Annotated in this window: 25 protein-coding genes and 1 pseudogene; 5 read left to right on the top strand and 21 right to left on the bottom strand. The window is 54.1% G+C overall.

The genetic code is table 11. The features are described 5' to 3' along the window. From PG888_RS16305 to PG888_RS16215, 19 genes are all read right to left on the bottom strand, one after another. Complete coding sequence (locus tag PG888_RS16305; protein ID WP_234577347.1) at positions 1-1,044, bottom strand: DUF4917 family protein; 1,044 nt, start codon at positions 1,042-1,044, stop codon at positions 1-3. A 1-nt stretch (position 1,045) separates the two neighbouring features. After that, positions 1,046-2,368, bottom strand: a complete 1,323-nt coding sequence (locus tag PG888_RS16300) for a restriction endonuclease subunit S (protein ID WP_077098315.1) — start codon at positions 2,366-2,368, stop codon at positions 1,046-1,048. Then, positions 2,358-4,208: a class I SAM-dependent DNA methyltransferase gene (locus tag PG888_RS16295; protein WP_234577345.1), complete on the bottom strand. Its 1,851-nt coding sequence runs from the start codon at positions 4,206-4,208 to the stop codon at positions 2,358-2,360. The genes PG888_RS16300 and PG888_RS16295 overlap by 11 nt, the downstream gene beginning before the upstream one ends. Before the next feature lie 435 nt (positions 4,209-4,643). Further along, positions 4,644-5,048 (bottom strand): type IV toxin-antitoxin system YeeU family antitoxin, encoded by a 405-nt coding sequence (locus tag PG888_RS16290; RefSeq protein WP_099994251.1) that lies wholly within the window; start codon positions 5,046-5,048, stop codon positions 4,644-4,646. Between the two features lie 2 nt (positions 5,049-5,050). Then, the gene (locus PG888_RS16285; RefSeq protein WP_099994252.1) at positions 5,051-5,365 is read right to left on the bottom strand and encodes a hypothetical protein; all 315 of its coding nucleotides are present in this window, start codon (positions 5,363-5,365) and stop codon (positions 5,051-5,053) included. A 115-nt stretch (positions 5,366-5,480) separates the two neighbouring features. After that, positions 5,481-5,777 (bottom strand): hypothetical protein, encoded by a 297-nt coding sequence (locus PG888_RS16280; protein WP_201035379.1) that lies wholly within the window; start codon positions 5,775-5,777, stop codon positions 5,481-5,483. Between the two features lie 30 nt (positions 5,778-5,807). Beyond that, positions 5,808-6,149 (bottom strand): hypothetical protein, encoded by a 342-nt coding sequence (locus PG888_RS16275; RefSeq protein WP_201035380.1) that lies wholly within the window; start codon positions 6,147-6,149, stop codon positions 5,808-5,810. A 1-nt stretch (position 6,150) separates the two neighbouring features. Next, a complete protein-coding gene (locus tag PG888_RS16270) occupies positions 6,151-6,693 on the bottom strand; it encodes a hypothetical protein (RefSeq protein ID WP_201035381.1) in 543 nt (180 codons plus the stop codon). Positions 6,694-6,779: 86 nt separating this feature from the next. Next, a complete protein-coding gene (locus tag PG888_RS16265; RefSeq protein WP_201035382.1) occupies positions 6,780-7,142 on the bottom strand; it encodes a hypothetical protein in 363 nt (120 codons plus the stop codon). Then, positions 7,139-7,354, bottom strand: coding sequence for a hypothetical protein (locus PG888_RS16260; protein ID WP_201035383.1), 216 nt, complete (start codon positions 7,352-7,354; stop codon positions 7,139-7,141). Before PG888_RS16260 ends, PG888_RS16265 begins: the two co-directional genes overlap by 4 nt. Then, positions 7,354-7,860 (bottom strand): hypothetical protein, encoded by a 507-nt coding sequence (locus PG888_RS16255; protein ID WP_201035384.1) that lies wholly within the window; start codon positions 7,858-7,860, stop codon positions 7,354-7,356. Before PG888_RS16255 ends, PG888_RS16260 begins: the two co-directional genes overlap by 1 nt. Before the next feature lie 167 nt (positions 7,861-8,027). Then, positions 8,028-8,366, bottom strand: a complete 339-nt coding sequence (locus PG888_RS16250; RefSeq protein WP_236544900.1) for a hypothetical protein — start codon at positions 8,364-8,366, stop codon at positions 8,028-8,030. A gap of 24 nt (positions 8,367-8,390) precedes the next feature. Beyond that, positions 8,391-8,582, bottom strand: a complete 192-nt coding sequence (locus tag PG888_RS16245) for a hypothetical protein (RefSeq protein ID WP_201035385.1) — start codon at positions 8,580-8,582, stop codon at positions 8,391-8,393. Next, the gene (radC, locus tag PG888_RS16240; RefSeq protein ID WP_201035386.1) at positions 8,579-9,076 is read right to left on the bottom strand and encodes a RadC family protein; all 498 of its coding nucleotides are present in this window, start codon (positions 9,074-9,076) and stop codon (positions 8,579-8,581) included. Before radC ends, PG888_RS16245 begins: the two co-directional genes overlap by 4 nt. 85 nt (positions 9,077-9,161) lie before the next feature. Further along, positions 9,162-9,452: a hypothetical protein gene (locus PG888_RS16235; protein WP_201035387.1), complete on the bottom strand. Its 291-nt coding sequence runs from the start codon at positions 9,450-9,452 to the stop codon at positions 9,162-9,164. Between the two features lie 9 nt (positions 9,453-9,461). After that, positions 9,462-9,887, bottom strand: coding sequence for a DUF2787 family protein (locus PG888_RS16230; protein ID WP_201035388.1), 426 nt, complete (start codon positions 9,885-9,887; stop codon positions 9,462-9,464). A gap of 59 nt (positions 9,888-9,946) precedes the next feature. Beyond that, the gene (locus tag PG888_RS16225; RefSeq protein ID WP_201035389.1) at positions 9,947-10,384 is read right to left on the bottom strand and encodes a hypothetical protein; all 438 of its coding nucleotides are present in this window, start codon (positions 10,382-10,384) and stop codon (positions 9,947-9,949) included. Further along, positions 10,381-10,890, bottom strand: a complete 510-nt coding sequence (locus tag PG888_RS16220; protein WP_201035390.1) for a lecithin retinol acyltransferase family protein — start codon at positions 10,888-10,890, stop codon at positions 10,381-10,383. The genes PG888_RS16225 and PG888_RS16220 overlap by 4 nt, the downstream gene beginning before the upstream one ends. 195 nt (positions 10,891-11,085) lie before the next feature. Further along, complete coding sequence (locus tag PG888_RS16215; RefSeq protein WP_201035391.1) at positions 11,086-11,970, bottom strand: hypothetical protein; 885 nt, start codon at positions 11,968-11,970, stop codon at positions 11,086-11,088. 1,605 nt (positions 11,971-13,575) lie between these two features. Here PG888_RS16215 and PG888_RS16210 point away from each other — a divergent pair. Continuing rightward, entirely contained in the window at positions 13,576-14,202 is a 627-nt protein-coding gene (locus PG888_RS16210) for an inovirus Gp2 family protein (RefSeq protein WP_270693833.1), read from the top strand. A 266-nt stretch (positions 14,203-14,468) separates the two neighbouring features. Beyond that, a complete protein-coding gene (locus PG888_RS16205; RefSeq protein ID WP_270693832.1) occupies positions 14,469-14,693 on the top strand; it encodes a helix-turn-helix transcriptional regulator in 225 nt (74 codons plus the stop codon). Between the two features lie 103 nt (positions 14,694-14,796). On the opposite strand, the gene PG888_RS16200 is transcribed toward PG888_RS16205, so the two are convergent. Further along, complete coding sequence (locus tag PG888_RS16200; RefSeq protein WP_270693831.1) at positions 14,797-15,168, bottom strand: helix-turn-helix domain-containing protein; 372 nt, start codon at positions 15,166-15,168, stop codon at positions 14,797-14,799. 67 nt (positions 15,169-15,235) lie between these two features. On the opposite strand from PG888_RS16200, the gene PG888_RS16195 reads away from it, so the two are divergent. After that, positions 15,236-15,613: a hypothetical protein gene (locus PG888_RS16195; protein ID WP_270815858.1), complete on the top strand. Its 378-nt coding sequence runs from the start codon at positions 15,236-15,238 to the stop codon at positions 15,611-15,613. A gap of 3 nt (positions 15,614-15,616) precedes the next feature. Here PG888_RS16195 and PG888_RS16190 read toward each other — a convergent pair whose 3' ends face one another. Then, positions 15,617-16,534, bottom strand: coding sequence for an IS5-like element ISAs4 family transposase (locus tag PG888_RS16190; protein WP_270693830.1), 918 nt, complete (start codon positions 16,532-16,534; stop codon positions 15,617-15,619). A 439-nt stretch (positions 16,535-16,973) separates the two neighbouring features. Here PG888_RS16190 and PG888_RS16185 point away from each other — a divergent pair. Both PG888_RS16185 and PG888_RS16180 read left to right on the top strand, forming a co-directional pair. Beyond that, positions 16,974-17,471, top strand: a pseudogene (locus PG888_RS16185) (winged helix-turn-helix domain-containing protein); the annotation flags it as partial. A gap of 43 nt (positions 17,472-17,514) precedes the next feature. After that, the coding region (locus PG888_RS16180; RefSeq protein WP_032175310.1) for an IS5/IS1182 family transposase at positions 17,515-17,774 on the top strand (260 nt) is incomplete at its 3' end.

Genomic DNA, 17,774 nt, shown 5'->3' with positions numbered 1-17,774 from the left:
TTAGTCAGCATGGTTACAACACCCCGCACTGGTGGCATCAAAAAATACAACCTCCTTGATGCCCGCATCATTTAGCATTTTTTCCATATGCACCTTTTCGGATTCAATTTTTTTTGGTGTCTTGTTACCAGCAAACACAGACACCGCGGCGCGACGGCATGGTGATAACGCCAGCTGCTCAAGAATATGACGATCCTGTTTGCCAATGCTCCAGCCATAAATAGTCATGCTGTCTTTGGGGCGAGGTAATTCATGTTGATACACATGGGAAAGATATCGGGAGCTGTTTATCGCGGCGATCTTGCTCTCTGACGAGCCCTCGCACACAAACAGAGGTTGACCGTCATTATCACGCCAGTACTGGGTGATAAGGCTTAATGGGTCGCTATTGTCGGCCATCAGCTTACTTTCCTCGCCACCTTGAGTTCGGTAGAGCGCAAGATTGCCATGAGGATAAAAGACTCTGGTCACTCCGGGCTCAAGTTCAGCAGGGAATGACGCGTTGAAGCATTGCTTGATCAATTTGGGGTCTGTCGCGCGCGTCTTATCAATGGTGAACCCGTCCTCAAAACGCCAACCATTGGCTTGGCGAGCATTAAGTGATGCCCAATAGACAATCAAGTCGTAGTTGAGGCTGAATACCGTCGAAAAACCTGCCATAAAGCGGCCAATATGGGCAAGCCCTTGCTGCTCACTGATAGCCTTGTCTGGATGAATGTCTTTTACGGTATCGATCAGCGCCCGCCGCACATCTGTATAGGCGTTGCGAACTTTGTCACGCTCGATTTTGGCCAGCTCAAACTTTTGATTGATATAGTCAGCCTGCCATAGGCGATATAACACCCTTTCGAAATCACGGTCATTCTTGGCGAATTGATCAAACACCTCCTGTGCGGCAGGGCGGATAAATCCGTGCTCACAGCCCTGCTGATACAGGTTGGTGTAACGAAAACAGGGATCGACAGCGACACTGCCGCCATTGCCCACAATCAGGGTGTCGCTGTAATCGGCCTGTATCTCACGCCATGTCTTTATATCTGCCACGTCAGCTTGCCCCTTCGACCATAGCCTCAGCCTCCGGCAAGCGCAGTTGGCCAGAGATCAGACGGGGTAGCAGGGTGTCGCGTAGGGTCGCGAGGGTTCGAGCTTGTATTAGGTTTTCCTTGATGCGCTCCATCACCGGAGCAATAGTCTCCTCGAAAGCGGTAATTACGATGGTCTGTGGATAGACCACCGAAACTCCAGCTAAGGTATCTCGAGTGATTGTGTCGAACACGGAACCATGGGTCCGTTGTTTTAAGGTTTCAACAAGGCGATGCGTGCTGAAGTAAGTGAAATACACATCACCGGCCTTACCAGATAAGCCATAGCAGGACTGGTTCATCGCCATTGCTTGCCCCACCAGAGCAAGTCGACCTACAGTGCCTCGCGCCGAAATGATAGTAGTTCCCACAGGCAATAATTTGGTTGATGACTTGTTCAAGCCTTCGCAAGTGATGTGCTTTTCAGTCTCGATTACAAACACGTCTGTGGTTGCTGGAGCATCAACTACAGAAAACCAAGGAATGTCCCCATTCCAATACTCGCTGATAGAGGTTTTTGGCGTGCCCCCCCCAATAACATCAATCGTTTCAGTGAAGGACAAAACTCTCCACCCCCTCGGTATCATGCCAAGCGCGGACTCTTCGAAGCTGTCGGGGAACAGGGCGGCGACCTCGGGGGCCAGACCTGCCGGTTGCTCCCCACGAGCACAGGCATGGACCGGGTCGAAGTCAACAAACCACGACTTGAACAGCGCCTGCGCCATCGCCTCCAGCGTGGTGTTGGTCTCTCGCAACAAAGTGATACGTTCGTTAAGCGCAGCAACGATTTCCCCAACTTTGGCTCTCACGTACGCAGGGGGGAGCCTGAACTCGAAATCGAGTATTTGCTTTGCGCTGATATGCGGAACTGCAGTTCCTGTCGTCACATTCTGAATGTACGATTCAAATTCAGGAGTCGACAATAATGCGAACAAGAAGCTGCAATCTTCTCTTGAGGCAGGCCGGATCCGAGCAACCCGTTGTACTAGGTAACTGGGCGTATCTGCAGCTTGCACTTGAGCAACTTTCAGGCCAGCCGGAATCCACGGGCGATCCATCGCCAGAACAACATCTCCAGGCTCAAGCGCATACCGTTCAAGGCCAACAGCATTTTCACGAGACCATCGCTTTACCCCATCCCACCGAACTCTACCTGGCGCAATGTTATCTCCACGAAGCAAACGAACATCGTCTTGGCCATCAGAATAACCAGTACTCTTGAATGCAAAACCTGCGAGCAAGTCAACAAAGTCACGTAGTGGTATCAGCGGCCATTCAGAACACATATCCCAACCCCCCCAGCTTCTGTTTGATCAACTGGTCCAACTCGGCTCCCTTGCTCATCTGGCCACCCAGTTGCTTGGTCAAGCGCGCCATCTTGTCGGCAAAGGCCTCATCGTCCTCCTCAACCTCTTCGGCCCCTACATAGCGGCCAGGGGTCAACACATGGCCGTGCTCGGCAATCTCGGCCAAGGTTACGCTGCGGCAGAAGCCCGCTACATCCTCGTAAGACTGCTCGCACTCTCCGTCCACTTTCCATGCGTGGAAGGTATCGGCGATACGGGCAATTGCGTTCTCATCGAGTTCGCACTGCACCCGGCTGATCATGGTGCCCAGCTTGCGGGCATCGATAAACAACACCTCACCCTGGCGGCGGGTCTTGTTCTTGGCAAGGAACCAAAGGCAGGCAGGGATCTGGGTGTTGAAGAAAAGCTGCCCCGGCAGGGCCACCATGCACTCCACCACGTCCGCCTCCACCATGGCACGGCGAATATCACCTTCGCTATTCTGGCTAGAGCTCATGGAACCGTTGGCCAACACGATACCGGCACGGCCAGTTGGCTTGAGGTGGTAGAGCATATGCTGCAGCCAGGCGTAGTTGGCGTTGCCCGCAGGCGGCGTGCCGTAGACCCAGCGCGGATCCCCCTCGAGGCTACCATGCCACCAGTCGCTGATATTGAACGGCGGGTTGGCCAGCACAAAGTCAGCCCGCAAGTCCGGGTGCTGATTGCGGGTGAAGGTATCACCGTTTTCGCGCCCGAGGTTGTAGTCCATCCCCTGGATGGCGAGGTTCATGGCCGCCAGCCGCCAAGTGGTCGGGTTCGACTCTTGACCGTAGATGGAGACATCACCCAACTTGCCGCCATGGGCTTCGATAAACCTCTCCGACTGCACGAACATGCCGCCTGAACCGCAGCAAGGGTCGTAAACCTGACCATGATGGGGAGCAAGTACCGCCACCAGCGTCTTGACGATACTGGCAGGCGTGTAGAACTGGCCCCCCTTCTTGCCCTCGGCACTGGCAAACTCGCCAAGGAAGTACTCGTAGACCTGCCCCAGGATGTCGCGCGCTTCACCGACATCACTGCCAAAGCCAATCTTGGAAACCAGATCCACCAGCTCGCCGAGCTTGCCATCGGGCAACTGGGCTCGGGCGTAGCGCTTGTCGAGGATGCCCTTGAGGCGCGGGTTCTCCTGTTCGATCAGGGTCAGCGCATCGTCAATGCGCTTGCCGATATCGGCCTGCTTGGCATGGGCGCGCAGCCCCTCCCAACGGGCCCCTTCCGGTACCCAGAAGGCATTCACCTCACGGTAGTAGTCGCGATCTTCCAGCTCCTCGGCCAGCAGCTCATCGTCACAGTCGTAGAGAAAGTACTCGTCACTCTCATCGGCAAAGCGGCGGGTCAGCTCGGCGCGACGGGCGGCGAAGGAGTCGGAGATGTACTTGAGGAAGATAAGGCCCAGCACGATGTGCTTGTACTCGGCGGCGTCCATGTCGGCACGCAGCTTGTCTGCGGCAGCCCACAGGGTCTTCTTCAGCCCCTCGATACCGGTCGCTTGCGGCTCATCCTTGGCCTGCTTGCCCTTGCCACTGGCTTTCGGTTTGCGTGGTGCTGCAGCGGCGGCTTCGCCATCCAACACCCGGAGCACAGCACCGCCCCGCCCGCGCCCCTTGCGCAGAACGCCCTGTTCCAGCAGGGCCTCGCGTGCGGCGGTAAAGTCCTCATCGGTCAGGTCGCTGAATTGGGCTTTCAAGGTGTCCATCAGGGCTTGGTTGCCGATGCTGCTGCCATCTTCAGGAACGGCGGCCAGCAGCGCCTGGCTGAGCTCGTTGGGGTCGGTCATGGGGTTCTCCGGTTATGCATGTTGCCGTCACAGCCCACCTGCGCGAAAGCCAAGGTGAGGATGCGGGCCAAGTTGTCAGACTGACGGAACGGCGCATGCCGAGCCTTACGGGCACAGCAGGGGCCTATCCAGGGTGGTGGGTCAACAGAAGGCGATGCCGCCAAGGTGATGCATCGGCGAGAAAAAGTCCGGCCCGTCAGTCGTCTATCCATTATCTGGCGGGCAGTTTATACAAATGAACCCCGCAGCACTATGCGTAATGTCACGCATAATGGCGATCACGGAGCATCGTTGTTATTGCAGAGATGAGATGGTCAACGCCTCAAGTTGGCGGACAAAAAACAAAGGGAAGGCTATGAATTGGCCTTCCCCACGACCTATCCCATTAATCACGGACTAGTAGGTGCAAAAATGTTACCACAAGCGGATCGGTGGTCACGCCTTGCGGTCAGGATTGGCGTCCATGTTGGTCGCTGAGTAAATGGCCAAGTAGACATAGCCGTGGCTACCCAGGGTATCGGCTTCGCAGGTGAACCCTTCGTGCTGGATAGTGATGCAGTGCTGATGCTGGGCATCCAGCTCGCCGGTCAACAGCTTGGCTTCCAGAGCCTTGATGATCTCCGGGAAAGCCAGGTCGAGCTTGGCTATCTGCATCTGACTCCACTCACCGATCAGACTGGCCCGATCGGGTAGAAAATCGAGCCGGTAGTGACTTTGTATCAGGCGAGCACCAAAGCGTGGCGTCACGGTATGAGGTAAACCCCACTGCGCAAAAATCCGGGTGGGCTGGTCTGGCGCTACGGGGTGTTGGTTGTTGGTGTGGGTGGTTGTCGTGGTCATGATTAGCGATACCTCAGCTGAATGTCGATGATGGTGCCCGGCACGTTGTGGCGCTGACGTAGTCTGGCCAGATGCGCTGGGAGGTCTGTCAGGTTTGCCAGTTGCCCCCGGTAGAGCCGGGAGAGATTGATGTAGTCGGGATGGCTCACGGTGATGGTCACCTGATGCCCCGGCTGCCAGCGGCCAAGCAGGCGTGCCTTGGCTTCCTTGATGGTGGTGATGCCGGGGGCGGGTAACGTCTGCCGGTTGCGCAGATGCAGTTTGTTGAGCTCGGGGGCGTAGCGATGCACCTCGAGCCCGGTGATAAGACGGGTCATGTTCGGTGACTCCAATGATGCAAAGGGCCAGCCTGTGATGGCTGGCCCTTTATGCTGCGTGTGGAAGAGCGGAGCTGGGGTGTTGTGGCTGTTGACCACTGCCAGGTTGCAGCGGCTAGTCGTTGTAAAACAGGATGTAGTTCATACCGGCCTGCTGGGCGGCAGTGAGCAAGGGTTGCAGCACTAGCGGGATCGCATCGAGTTCCATGGCCAGATTCAGGATGTACTCATAGGCGGAGTCATCCTTCACGCCGACATGTTCATGGGAGGCCATACGCTTGACCCATTGCCATTCAGGCACTAGGTCAGCGTCATCGTAATCGCCGATGATGGAACTCATGGCGACATCCAGCATCTGCATCGCCGAATGGCCAGCCAGTGGGTTCCTTACGGCGGGTTGGGAGTTGTTCATTGAGCCGTTCCTTGTTGTCTGAGCGTCACGTTACATCGGATTGATAACCGGCTTGCCATTGAGCCGGTCCAGAAGGTGCAGCGAGCCGTACTGGGCCACCAGTCGGTCGATGGCCATCTGGGCGCAGGCCGTTCTGCTGGGCTTATTCTCAGGGATTGCGTAACGCGCAGTGAGCCAGCCACCGAGCAGCGCGATGCGGTAGCCACTCGGAATGTGGGTGAGCGACGTACCGATACCTCTCCCATGAATGAGAAAGGGCACTGCTTGGCCACCGATGTCGATATCCATGCGTTGGCCCTTGAGTTCGAAGGTGGTGAGCTCGCCGGTTTGCGGATGTTTGCCTGGCACCCGGATGGTGATGTTTTTCGCCATGTCACACCTCCGGTTTGGCTTCAAAGTGGTGGGTCACAACGCCCGCCTCCGGATCGATACTGATAAAGGCCGGGGCTTGCGGGTGGTACTGATAGAGCCGCGCCAATTCAGAGCGAAACGCCTCAACGTTTGGCGCAATCACATGGCTGGTATCCCCTTCGGTGTAGGTAAAGGTCTCCAGCTTCTCGGTGTTAATCCAGATACCGAAATACCAGGCATCTTCTTCGGTGTCGTACTGCTGCCAGCCCTGGGCCAGCAGCGTGCGGTCGTAGTAGTAACGGTCAGCCTGATGGCTCCCCCGGTCGATGCGGCAACCGGTCACGGTGAGCTCCAGCGGGATACGCCCTACCTTCAGAGCCTTCTTGACCCGGCGTAGTAGCTCGAGGGCCTTGGCTCTGCTGCGACTATTGCCGAGCGGGTGCGGCTGTCTGGCCCGCAATGCGAGGTGGGTCATTATCTTCGGCGCGGTGTTGTGGTTGAGCTGGCCGATAGCGGCGGTGAGTTGTCGGGCGGTCAGGGTGTTGTAATCACGTAAGTCATGCATGGTTGGGGCTTCCTTCAAATGCAAACAGCCCCTCGGCGTGAGGGGCTGTATGGGGTCTTGGGTGTGCTGGTGGCAGTGGTTCAGGTTCAGGTGTGACTACTCCAATCTGGTGCGTCATTGCTGCCATGGTTGACGTAGGCCCCCACAATGGTGCGTCGCCACTCCCCAACGGGATAGCCGAGGTCGTTGCACTCACGCTCCCACCACGCAAAGTTAATTTCGCGGGGCAGGTTCTCCACCATGTCCAGTGGACTCACGAACAGCGAGGTCTTGTGCATCGTTGGCACGGGCTTGATCTTGTCGGGGCCAGTGCGCTTGCCGGTCTCGTCATAGTCGTGAGCCCACTTCGGGAAGGTGAGCTGATAGGTAATGAGCCTATGCAAATCGCCATGTGCACTCATGGCCTGAGCGACTGCGACCTGAGTGAAGCTATCGTTGAATTCGATCATGGGTGTTTCTCTCTTTCTGCAGGTGAACGGTAAGCCGCTGCCAGCAGCGCAAACTGCTCGACCAGGTAACTGATGCTGATGCCCAGTTCATCACTGACCCCATCACCCAGACGATGATGAAGGTGTGCCATGTCATCGGCGATACGCTGGGCTCTATGGGCAGTTGAGCTCGGAGGTGAGCTTGTCACTGTCAGAGTGATGGAAAGGTTCATCACATCTCTCCCCAAGGGGCTTGCTCCCACAGTGACAGCCGGGTCAGCACGTCTTGTGCCAGCGCCTGCTGCAACTGCTGGATTACCTTCACCAGCCGGGGAGCCTGCTCGGGGCTCCCGCTCCATTCGCTCGATTGGTACAGGGCGCAGCAGGTGAATTTGTACAGCGCCACCAGTTCGGCATCGGTGAGTGGTGCCTGGTGGTAACGGTGGGCAGGTTTAAGCGGGCTCGGCTTGGTTGAGCGGTGCTGGCGTGGTTCCTTACGCTCCTGCTGACGCCCCAGCTGATAGCGATGCCAGACTGCCCGCCGGTTGGCGAGCATCATCAACCGTACCAACCGATCTACCCGCCACGTCCAGGTACTGGTGACATCCATTGGCGAGTTCCACCAGAGGGTGCGCAGTAGATCCAAGGTGTAGTGCGGTGGCATCGGAGCATTGCAAAAGCGGTGTAACTGAACGGCAAAGGTCAGGTAGTCCTTGCGATCGATCATGAAGGCAGACATGGGCATGGTTCCTTAAAATGCAAAAGGCCACCTTCGGTGAGGTGGCCTTGTGGGTTGTGTCGGGATATCCGGATCATGGTGTTGGACCTGATGATCCTGGTTTGATGATCCGGGTTATTGGGTGGAAACGTGATCGGCATGCATGTTATTGGGCGATCGACAGTTCGTTATTGGTGATCTTGGCGTGTGTCGGGGTGAGCGGCATCGAACAGAATGGCGTAGAGCGCACAATCAATGCCGTTAACGGCGTCGTGATGCGGGTAATAGGGCGGTGCGTCTCGGGAGCGTTCGAAGTAGTCGCCAAAGCAGATGAGACACTCGCGTATCTCGATGGTGGAGCCCTGCAGCAAGGTCTCTTCAAACTGCTTGGCATAACTCCGGTCATCACGAGCCTTGGTGACGGCCTTCTCCAGCAACGTCAGCGCATCTTCGTTGCTGACGGCTGTCAGGCTATGGCGCAGCTTCTCGAGGGTTTCCTCAAGGGAAAAGGGATTGGGTAATCGCATGGCGTTTGTTCCTTCTTGGCGCGACTAATGGCGTAGCTGGTGGAGCAGTGCATCCATGGCCTCGACACAATCGCTCTGGGTGAGCAGGTAGCCATTGGGCAGATGAGCCACGATAGCGGGCTCGGCCTGCATCTCGACGTTGTCTGCAAGCCAGCAACGCAGCTCGAGGAGGATGTCGAGGGCGGTGAGGTGGTTTTTACCTGGGGTCTGGTTCATAGCTGACCTCTTTCGGCCATCGAGACCACGCCCTCAGCGCCGACCACCAGATGGTCGAGCAACCGGACATCGACCAACGCCAAGGACTCTTTGAGAGCCTGGGTGAATACCCGGTCAGAGTGGCTGGGCTCAGGGTCACCACTGGGGTGATTGTGCACCGCGATGATGGCCCCGCAGTTGAGTAGCAGGGCCCGCTTGACCACTTCCCGTGGGTAGATGCTGGCGCTGTCGAGGGTGCCGCGAAACAGCTCCTCAAAGGCCAACACGCGATGTTGGGCGTCGAGAAACAGTGCGCCAAACACTTCATGCTCCCGGTCTTGCAGCAGGGTTTGCAGCTGCTCGGCGGCCTCGGTGGTACTGGTGATGGCGGTGCCTTTGGCCAGACGCTTGCGGGCAATTTGGTTGGCGATGTGCAGCAGGTCTTGTTCGGTCACGGGTTCAGTGACGACATAGGTGCCGGGGCATTCCCCGGCTTTAAGCTTGTGGTAACGCATGCAAGGTTCTCCAAATAAACAAAACCCCGGCAGCGCGAGGCGTGCCGAGGTCAAAGGTTGGATGTTGGTTGGCTCGAAAGGTTATTCAGTTGGTGTTGCAGATAGCTCCAACTGTTGTAGGTTCCGGCATCAGCGGTTCGGGGACCAACATGTTCAACGGGATAGCCAGTGCGAGGCTTAGCCGTTCCGCCAGTTGGTAAGCCGGTCCTATGGTGTCGTAGTCAGCCACCCAGGTGGCCAAGGCCAGTCCGCTGGCTTCGACGGCCCGCAGGTAGACGCTGTAGCCCTGAACCGTCAGGCCGCTGTCACGTACCACCTGTGTCTCCCCCTCCCGATTGATGGCCTCCAACTCAACAGCCATTGGTTGTTTGGGCATCTGTGCTCCTCAATCACCACTGACGGTGACGGTAAAAAAGCCCAGCTGGGCGTAGCTAAGGAAATTGCTCTGCCACAGGTTAAAGAGCTCATGGGCTTGTGCCGCAGGCAGTGGCCCCCAGCCTTGCAGGTAGTGCTCGTTATCCAGGAAGTTGAAGTCGAGCTCTTTGCACAATTCGGTATCCTGGCCCAGCCCCTGGTAGCTGAAATCGGTGATGTAATCGAATAGCCAACCATTGAGACTGCGTATCAGACGGATTTCAACCGGGTGTACGCCACCGGTTGTCGGGCTGTAGGTGGGATTGCGAAAGTGGAAGGTCAGTGCCGTCAGGCTGGTAAGGTCAAGCCCGGCGTGCTTGGGCACCCGGTCGAGGATATCGAGCAAAGCGTATGATACGGGTAGGGACAAGCCTTCCCGGTCAAAAGGAATGGTCATGGTGTACTCCTGAATAGCCAGATAAGAGGGGTATTGCGCTGCTGAGCTATCGCACGGTGTCAGTCAGCGGTATGAGGGCTTGCTATCGCTGGCGCCAGCGCCTCTGCGTCTGCTCGGGTGAGCGCAACGGGGTGATGCGTGATAAAGCGGGCTTGCCACTGTGCAAAGACAGCGGTGAATTGTGCCGGGGTTAAGGGACCCCCTTGGCAGTACCAATACTGGTGCTGCTCGATATCGACGTAGAGCTCCTGAAAGGGCCGTTGCATATCAGGCCAGCCGCTGGCGTCCGTGACACTGAGCAATTGCCATGGAGTATCCCCTGCACCGGTATTACTGCTCCACTGCAGCAGCAGGGTGGTCGTGATGTGGGCCTTCTCCCCTTCGGTTGGGGTGAGATGCAATAGCCAACGCATGCTGGCCGGGGATATCCCGGCAGCCTGGATAAAGCTATCAATGCGTGCTGTCACAGTCGGGTTGATGGGGAGTACGTTCGTCATGATGTGGATACCCCCTCCCCGGAAGCGCGCAGGTTTTTAACCAAACGAACCAGGCCATAGCCAATCAGCCCCCCGATAACCACGGGACCACCCAGTGAACGACAGGCGTGATAGCCAAGCCCAAGCAGGGCTGCCCGGCCATAGGGAGTCATCAGCAGTGAGCCGGTGGTGATGGCAGTGGTGACCTGTGGACTGCGAGCTTGTGCGTCGATACACCAGTTAACGAAGTGTTCGCAGTTGTTGGTGAGCGGATGGTATTGACGTTCCCCCAGACGAGAGAGCGCTCGCGCAAGGCGAGTATCGGCGTCATAGGCGGCTGAGGGATGGGGTTGTAGAGTGACACGGCGGCCATCAGCAAAGGCTGCCAGCGAGACGATTTCCACCCCGTCAGCCTGCTCTCGGCTCGACAGCCCACCGCCATAATGAATAACCTGCTGCCCGCCAAGATACAGGCCGTGATGGGTAAACAATCCCCGTGAAACAACCAGATGGTCACCTCGTTGCATAACGTACTCCCATAAGTGCGTGAAGACCGACATGAACAAGCCCCGGCATGTGCCAGGGCTTATTCGATATAAAGACACCCGGTGTGGTGTGTCACCTGGGTAATGTCGGTCTGAATTTTTATGGAAGTGAAAGAATGACCTGTCTGGGTATCTACGCTCGGTATTGACGAGAGGCATGTGAATAGGACTGGCTCGTTATGGGGTATTGGCACCTGTTTTGCGTTTGAAGCGTATATCTCGGGTATGAATGTGAATTTTGCATAACGTTTGAATACTACCGCTGAAGGAAGGTGTTTTGTGTGTAAAAAAGTCCTTTCGTTCATGGGCAGTGTCGTTTTCTGGTTGATGGAGAAAACCGACAAAATAGCCCCCACTCTGAGAAGCAGACGCGTGCTCCAATAATAGCCTTCGCGCATACTTCCTGTGTCGCCATTCATTGGTAAGCATGAATTTGAAGTTTTTATATACAATGTTTGCGTGATCGACATGATATTTTCGTACGCCATCATGCATCAGTGGTAGCACGTATAAATGTGGCGTGACGCTGGCTGATACATCCCCATTTTCATTTATGTCATATTTAACATCAGCTCGATTGAGGAAGATGTGGATGATGTCTGGCACATCTCCCAATGACGCAATGATGTGAGATAATTTCTCGGTGATATATTCTCGTATTTTGTTGGGTATATCTTTTCCCCACTGAGGGTCTACTATTGTCCCTGGCGCTTCAAATAGCGGGGCCGCTTTGCGGGCGAGAAATGTCGAGGTAACAGGAAAGCTACGTAACACCATGGGCAGCGGGGTAAAACTTAGCCACTCGTTGCCAAGTTGTTTAACCGCACTCAAGTGCAAGCGTTTATGTAGTTCTATTTGATTGATGAAAGCGACATTTTCTAGCGAGAACTGGTTATTTTCTGGTATTGCTTTAAAGGGGTTCTTCACCCCAAATAGAGCCATTTTTATGAGTTCCTCCACAACATATGACTGGCTCATGCCATTCACATCGGAAAGCATCTTGATATAGTTTCTCGTTGTTGAAGAGGTGAAATTAACGCTAAGCCTGTTTTTGATGGCCATAAATATCCATTATTTAATTAGTGATGCACTATTGAAATCTATCATGGTGATGCACTATCTGCAACCGCTTGATTTTAATGTGGGCGCAATCATGACTGACAAAGATGCGCTGGCGGCGGGTAAAGGTGGTTTGGCATGTTCAGTACATCAGCATTAATTGGGTAGTACGCTTGATGCATCGGCACCGCTGTCGTCGCGTTGTCGACACAAGAGGAACGGTCGGTAAATGAAAAAATACTGGCGGTTAGATGAGGTGGTTACCTGTCATCGTCGTTTCACACCCAAGCTGCGTCAAGACCATGCACAGGACAGGGTGACCGCTTGGCGGCAGTGATGCGATAGGGAGTGTTCCGGACTTCTAGCAAGGAGGGGAAGAGGCGAGAAAACAGTACTTTCTGAGGATGAAAAAGGCATAGTGGTAAAATGATAACTCCAGAGTGATTTTTACCACTATGGGCGATGTCATATACAGACAGGAACCCTTGTGGCATCTGGGTTTACATTTTTGCCAAGCTAGCTAAATATAAGGTGATACATGTCGGATTGTTAATATAATAATATATAGATAACGATATAGAGCATACATGACGTAAATATAGAGAATATATCTCATAAGTAACATAGCCCTATCACCCATAGGTAATGCATAGCAATAACGCGGTATATGTAGCAGGAAACATGGTCTATATGTCTGATGAGTATGGATTATATAGGTTGTGGTTATGGGGTGTGTACCTACAGGGATATGGAGCATATAGGGCATATATGCTGGTCGATGACATTGAAAGGTGATGTCGCGGATATGGCCTTTCACAAGGAGTGGTATATCAACAACGTCATCGTTGATGGGCTTGCCATGGATTATCGGTGGGGAGGCTTTGATATGGATCCAAGCAGGTGTCGATAGGGGGTGGTAAGTAGTAAGGTGGATGCGTGATATATGGTCAGATATCTACCATATTAATCCAGTATAAGTCCAAGTATCGGCTCAGAGGCCTGTGCCACATCACGAGATTTTTATCTGAAATAGTGACATGAGCCAGTGTGTTGATATGTCTACTCTGGATATCAGGAGGCGTTGAGCCAGAGCCTATATAACCAACACGGTACTGATGCTATTGCCGACGTTGGTGAGGCCCTTATGGCTGACAATTAAACGACATAACTGTTAATGAATTTTCCGTAGGGTACGAATACCTGAATGCAGGAGGAAGAGAAGGGATGTTATCGGTCATCCGTATCGCATATCTGTTTCATGGTTCGTTGTAGGTGATTGAGCCAATCTGAAATGCCCCCAAGATGAGTTGTGTAGTCTGGCTGGTTCATTATCGCCCCTGTGAGCGCCATAGAGCCCTGGTGAGACTGATGGCACCCAACGAGTCATCTTTCCTTGAGTAATGTGTCAGAGAGCGAATGAGGTGCTATACAGAGCCTTGCTGTTCAAGGCAGCGCGTTGCGCTCCACCATCAGTACATTCCCAACGCATCAATCAGCCCATCACCTGGGCAGCCATCTGGCTCACATCGTCATGCCCGGCACAATCGACATAAATTATTACGGCGAAATCCATCTGGTGACACCAACCACACCCAAGAGGATTTCAACATGTTGTCACTGTCTAGCCTTTACCATAACGCCAGCTACCTGCAGCGCTGTCAGGACACTATCGACCTGGCGCTTGCGACTCACCCCAGACTCATGGCCGTGCGTATCGACCTGCATTTTCCCAACAACGAATTGGCAGCAGATACCAAGGCCATTACCCGCTTCATTGACTCACTGAAAGCCAAACTCAAGGCAAACCGCCAGCGCAAGAAAAAAGAGGACCCGGACAAGCGTGTGCACGATACATCCCTGTTCTATATCTGGGTCAGAGAAGTGGGAGAGCAATCAGAGCGCGCTCATTACCACCTGGTGCTCATGCTCAACAAGGATGCGTTTTGTTCGGTAGGTGACTTCAAGGCTAATCCAGCGGACAAACACGAAAGGCCCAGCTTGTTCGTCATGGCATGTCAGGCGTGGTGTAGCGCCTTAAAGCTGGAGGCCGTTAAAAACAATGCATCTTTGGTTCATTTCCCCCAAAACCCCTGGTACTGGCTCAAGTTGGATGAACGAAACTCTACCGACTACAAAGGGTTTCTTGAACGGGTCAGCTATCTGGCTAAAGACCGCACCAAAATCTACAGCAAGGCGGCTCGGTCATTCGGGTGCTCGGCCGGTGGCAAGAGATAACACGTGATGCGATGGAAATTGCAACAAGAGCGCATAGAACGCCAGCTCTGAGCCCCAAAGCAATTCCCATTACCAAGATATTGCCATGACCCCATGGCCTCGTCGGTATTTATCTACGCCACTCGTTATCTGATGAGCAGGCATAGCACTCATATCGTCACCACTGCCTGACCTCATCACCGACAACGCCACTGAGCGTCGCCCCCTTATCTCCATGCCATGGTTGCACTTGTTGCCATGGCATTTTTTATTCAGGAAATTTCACCATGAGCCAACACAAACCCGTTCGCGTTTTGCGTCTTAAAGACATGCTGTTCAAGCTGAATGTTGCCCGTAGCACGCTGTATGACTGGATGAGCGAGAGTTCACCCCGCTATGACCCATCGTTTCCCAAACGAGTGCGCCTTGGTCAGAAAAGTGTGGGATGGCTGGAAAGCGACGTGGACCAGTGGATATTGGCCCGGTTCAATCAGGTTGATGCGGCTGTATAGGTAATCCCAATACGATGGGATCATTGTTTTTTTTGCTCGCACCAGCATCAGAACGATGCTTGTCGACAGATCAGGAAACGCGGCATTGGAGATACGCTGTTATTCAATAAAAATCGAGAAACTGGATCAGGGCCTGTTGTTTCTCTGCACTCAGGCCGGCCCACTGTTGCTCCAATCGACGTTTGAGCCCCTCTGTTGGGCGGTATGCCACTGGTGTGGATGCAACAACCAGTGCGTGATAGCGAGAGGGACAATCCAGAAAGAACCATTCAACCGGTGTATCCAGCAGCGCAGCAATATCGACCAGCAACGCTGCGCTAATTCGATTTCCACCCCGCTCATATCGAGACAGTTGTTGTTGAGACAGGTCCAGCGCCTCTGCTAGTTGTGCTGCTGACACCTGTAACTCTTTGCGCCGGAGTTTAATTCGCCTCCCTAACAGCACATCCATGTCTGTTGATGTGAACTTGCTCATTACATAACCAGCTTGAACTTAAAAGTTGTAGAAGTATTTTTATTGAGCAAAAGGGTTGGTGAAATGAATGTTGGGTTGTAAATTAACCAGTGATGAAACCAGTGTGTTTATCTCGGCGATTTACACACTTTTATTGGCAAACGAACTACCTATCGGTATGGAGAGGTATGACATGAGTGACATCGACAAGAATGCGGTAAAGGCGGGAGCGGTTGGTGCAACTGCGGGTGTAGCGGGGTCCGTCGGTACAGTTGCAGCAGCGGGCGCTGTCAGTGGGTTGGGCGCAGCCGGTATTACATCGGGCTTGGCCACTGTTGGCAGTGTCGTTGGCGGCGGCATGGCCGCTGGACTTGCGGTCACTGCCGCAGCGCCTGTTGCAATTGGGGCTGCCGGGCGTTGTTTCCCAAATCAGCCAGTAAGTCATGACTCCCCCAGCCCCAAGTGACTGCTACACTCGGGGCTTTCTGACAGGTAAGCCAAGGGTGTTCAGTTTGTTTATCGCGCTCACATACGCCATCACTTCTCCCACTTGACCATTGTATTTTCGCAGGGTGATTTGGCCTGCCATTAACTGTTTGAACCGGAACATAGCGGTCTCTGCCAGCGAACGACGGTGATACCCCGATATCTTCTTCCAGTGCGCCAGCCCTTCCTTGCGCATCACCTGCACCGCCTCATTTCTCGGATGGCCCTTTTTCCATAGCCCTGCGTTCTTGCGAGGCGGGATACACGCCGTCGCTCCTTTACGCGCAATCAACCGATGGCTGGCTTTGCTGTCATAGGCGCCATCCGCGTAAACACGCCCCAGCTTGCGACGCAGAGGATTGAGCAAGGTCGGCAACACCTCTGCGTCATGCACATTCTCCAGCGACACTTCTGCCGCCACGATATCGTGAGTCATGGGATCTACCGCCAGATGCAACTTACGCCAGACTCGACGTTTCTCAGCGCCGTGTTTTCTGACTTTCCACTCGCCTTCACCAAACACTTTCAGACCTGTCGAGTCGATAACCAGGTCGGTAATGCGCCCCTTGGGGGGCTGCCGATAGGCCACCTTCACTGTGCGTGCGCGCTTGCTGACACAGCTGTAGTCCGGGGCACACAGCGGCACATTCATCAGCTCGAACAGGGAGTCGAGTAGCCCCTGAGTGGCTCGCAGCGTGAGGCTGAAAATCCCTTTGAGCATCAGAAAGGTACAGATGCTCTGGTCGGTGTAGAGCTGACTGCGTCCCCGTTTTCCGTGATGGTCTTGGTGAAACCAGTTATCCATGGCCTCGGCATCAACCCAGAAAGTGAGAGAGCCACGGTTGATCAAAGACCTGTTGTATTGAGGCCAATTGGTGATGGGGTGAAGCGACGTGCCCATGATGCAGACTTGAAGAGGGTGGTGGTGATCAGATCACCGCGCCCTCAGTTAGTTCCATTCAAGCTGCATCAATTTGGGCAACAACGCCGGGCTGCCGCCTACGGGTTGTACAAGTGGTGGAAAAGCTAGGTCATCAGATCATGGCGCAGTGAGGAAGAAGAAAGGAGGCAGTCTATAGCAACTGGACGGGGTTATGAGCGGCAATGCTTTTGGCCCCTATCAGCCTTGATGTGTACGTCGTCTCCACTTCTCTAGGCGGGAGGAAGCCAAGAGCATGCTGACCTCCCTATCCCCTGATGTGCTCAACGCAACCAATTTCCCTTACCAGACTTAAGGACCCCCTCATTTTTGGAGACTCAAATAATCCCAAGCGTGCTGGTATACCCGAGATCAATGAAGATGCTTGATTTTTACCGAAATGAGGATCAAGTTAGCTGTTATGAAACTGCACCTCTCCGATGACCAAAAGAAACAACTCGAAACTATGCATGGCAAAGGCCGTGACAAGCTCGAGTGTGACCGCATTAAAGCGGTACTGCTTGCATCCGAAGGCTGGACTACGGCAATGATTTCTCAAGCATTGCGGATCCATGAGTCAACTGTCCGTCACCACCTTGTTGACTACACAGTTTCGGGGAAACTCAAACCCGAAATTGGCGGTTCCCAAAGCCTACTGACGGCTGAGCAAACAGCCCAACTCATCACGCACCTAACTGAGCATACTTACCACCACAACAAGCAAATTGTTGCCTATGTACTGGCGCAATTTGGCGTGCAGTATACGGTGGCAGGGATGCACAAATGGCTTCATAAAAACGGCTTTAGCTACAAGAAACCAAAAGGTGTGCCGCACAAGTTTGATACGGCAAAACAACAGGCTTTCGTTGAGGCCTATGAGACGCTCAAAGCTAAGGAAGGTGCGAACAAGTCCCTGATATGAGATCATGTTTGTCATCTGGAGCCATGAAAAAGGGTTCATCATGAGTCATCAACTTACCTTCGCCGACAGTGAATTCAGCAGTAAGCGCCGTCAGACCAGAAAAGAGATTTTCTTGTCCCGCATGGAGCAGATTCTGCCATGGCAAAACATGGTGGAAGTCATCGAGCCGTTTTACCCCAAGGCTGGTAATGGCCGGCGACCTTATCCGCTGGAAACCATGTTACGCATTCACTGCATGCAGCATTGGTACAACCTGAGCGATGGCGCGATGGAAGATGCTCTGTACGAAATCGCCTCCAT

It is taken from the genome of Aeromonas sp. QDB23 (assembly GCF_027707745.1).
GTDB classification, from domain to species: Bacteria; Pseudomonadota; Gammaproteobacteria; order Enterobacterales; family Aeromonadaceae; genus Aeromonas; species Aeromonas allosaccharophila.
Note: the sequence above shows the minus strand (reverse complement) of the source record. Positions and strands in the feature narration are given on the sequence as shown.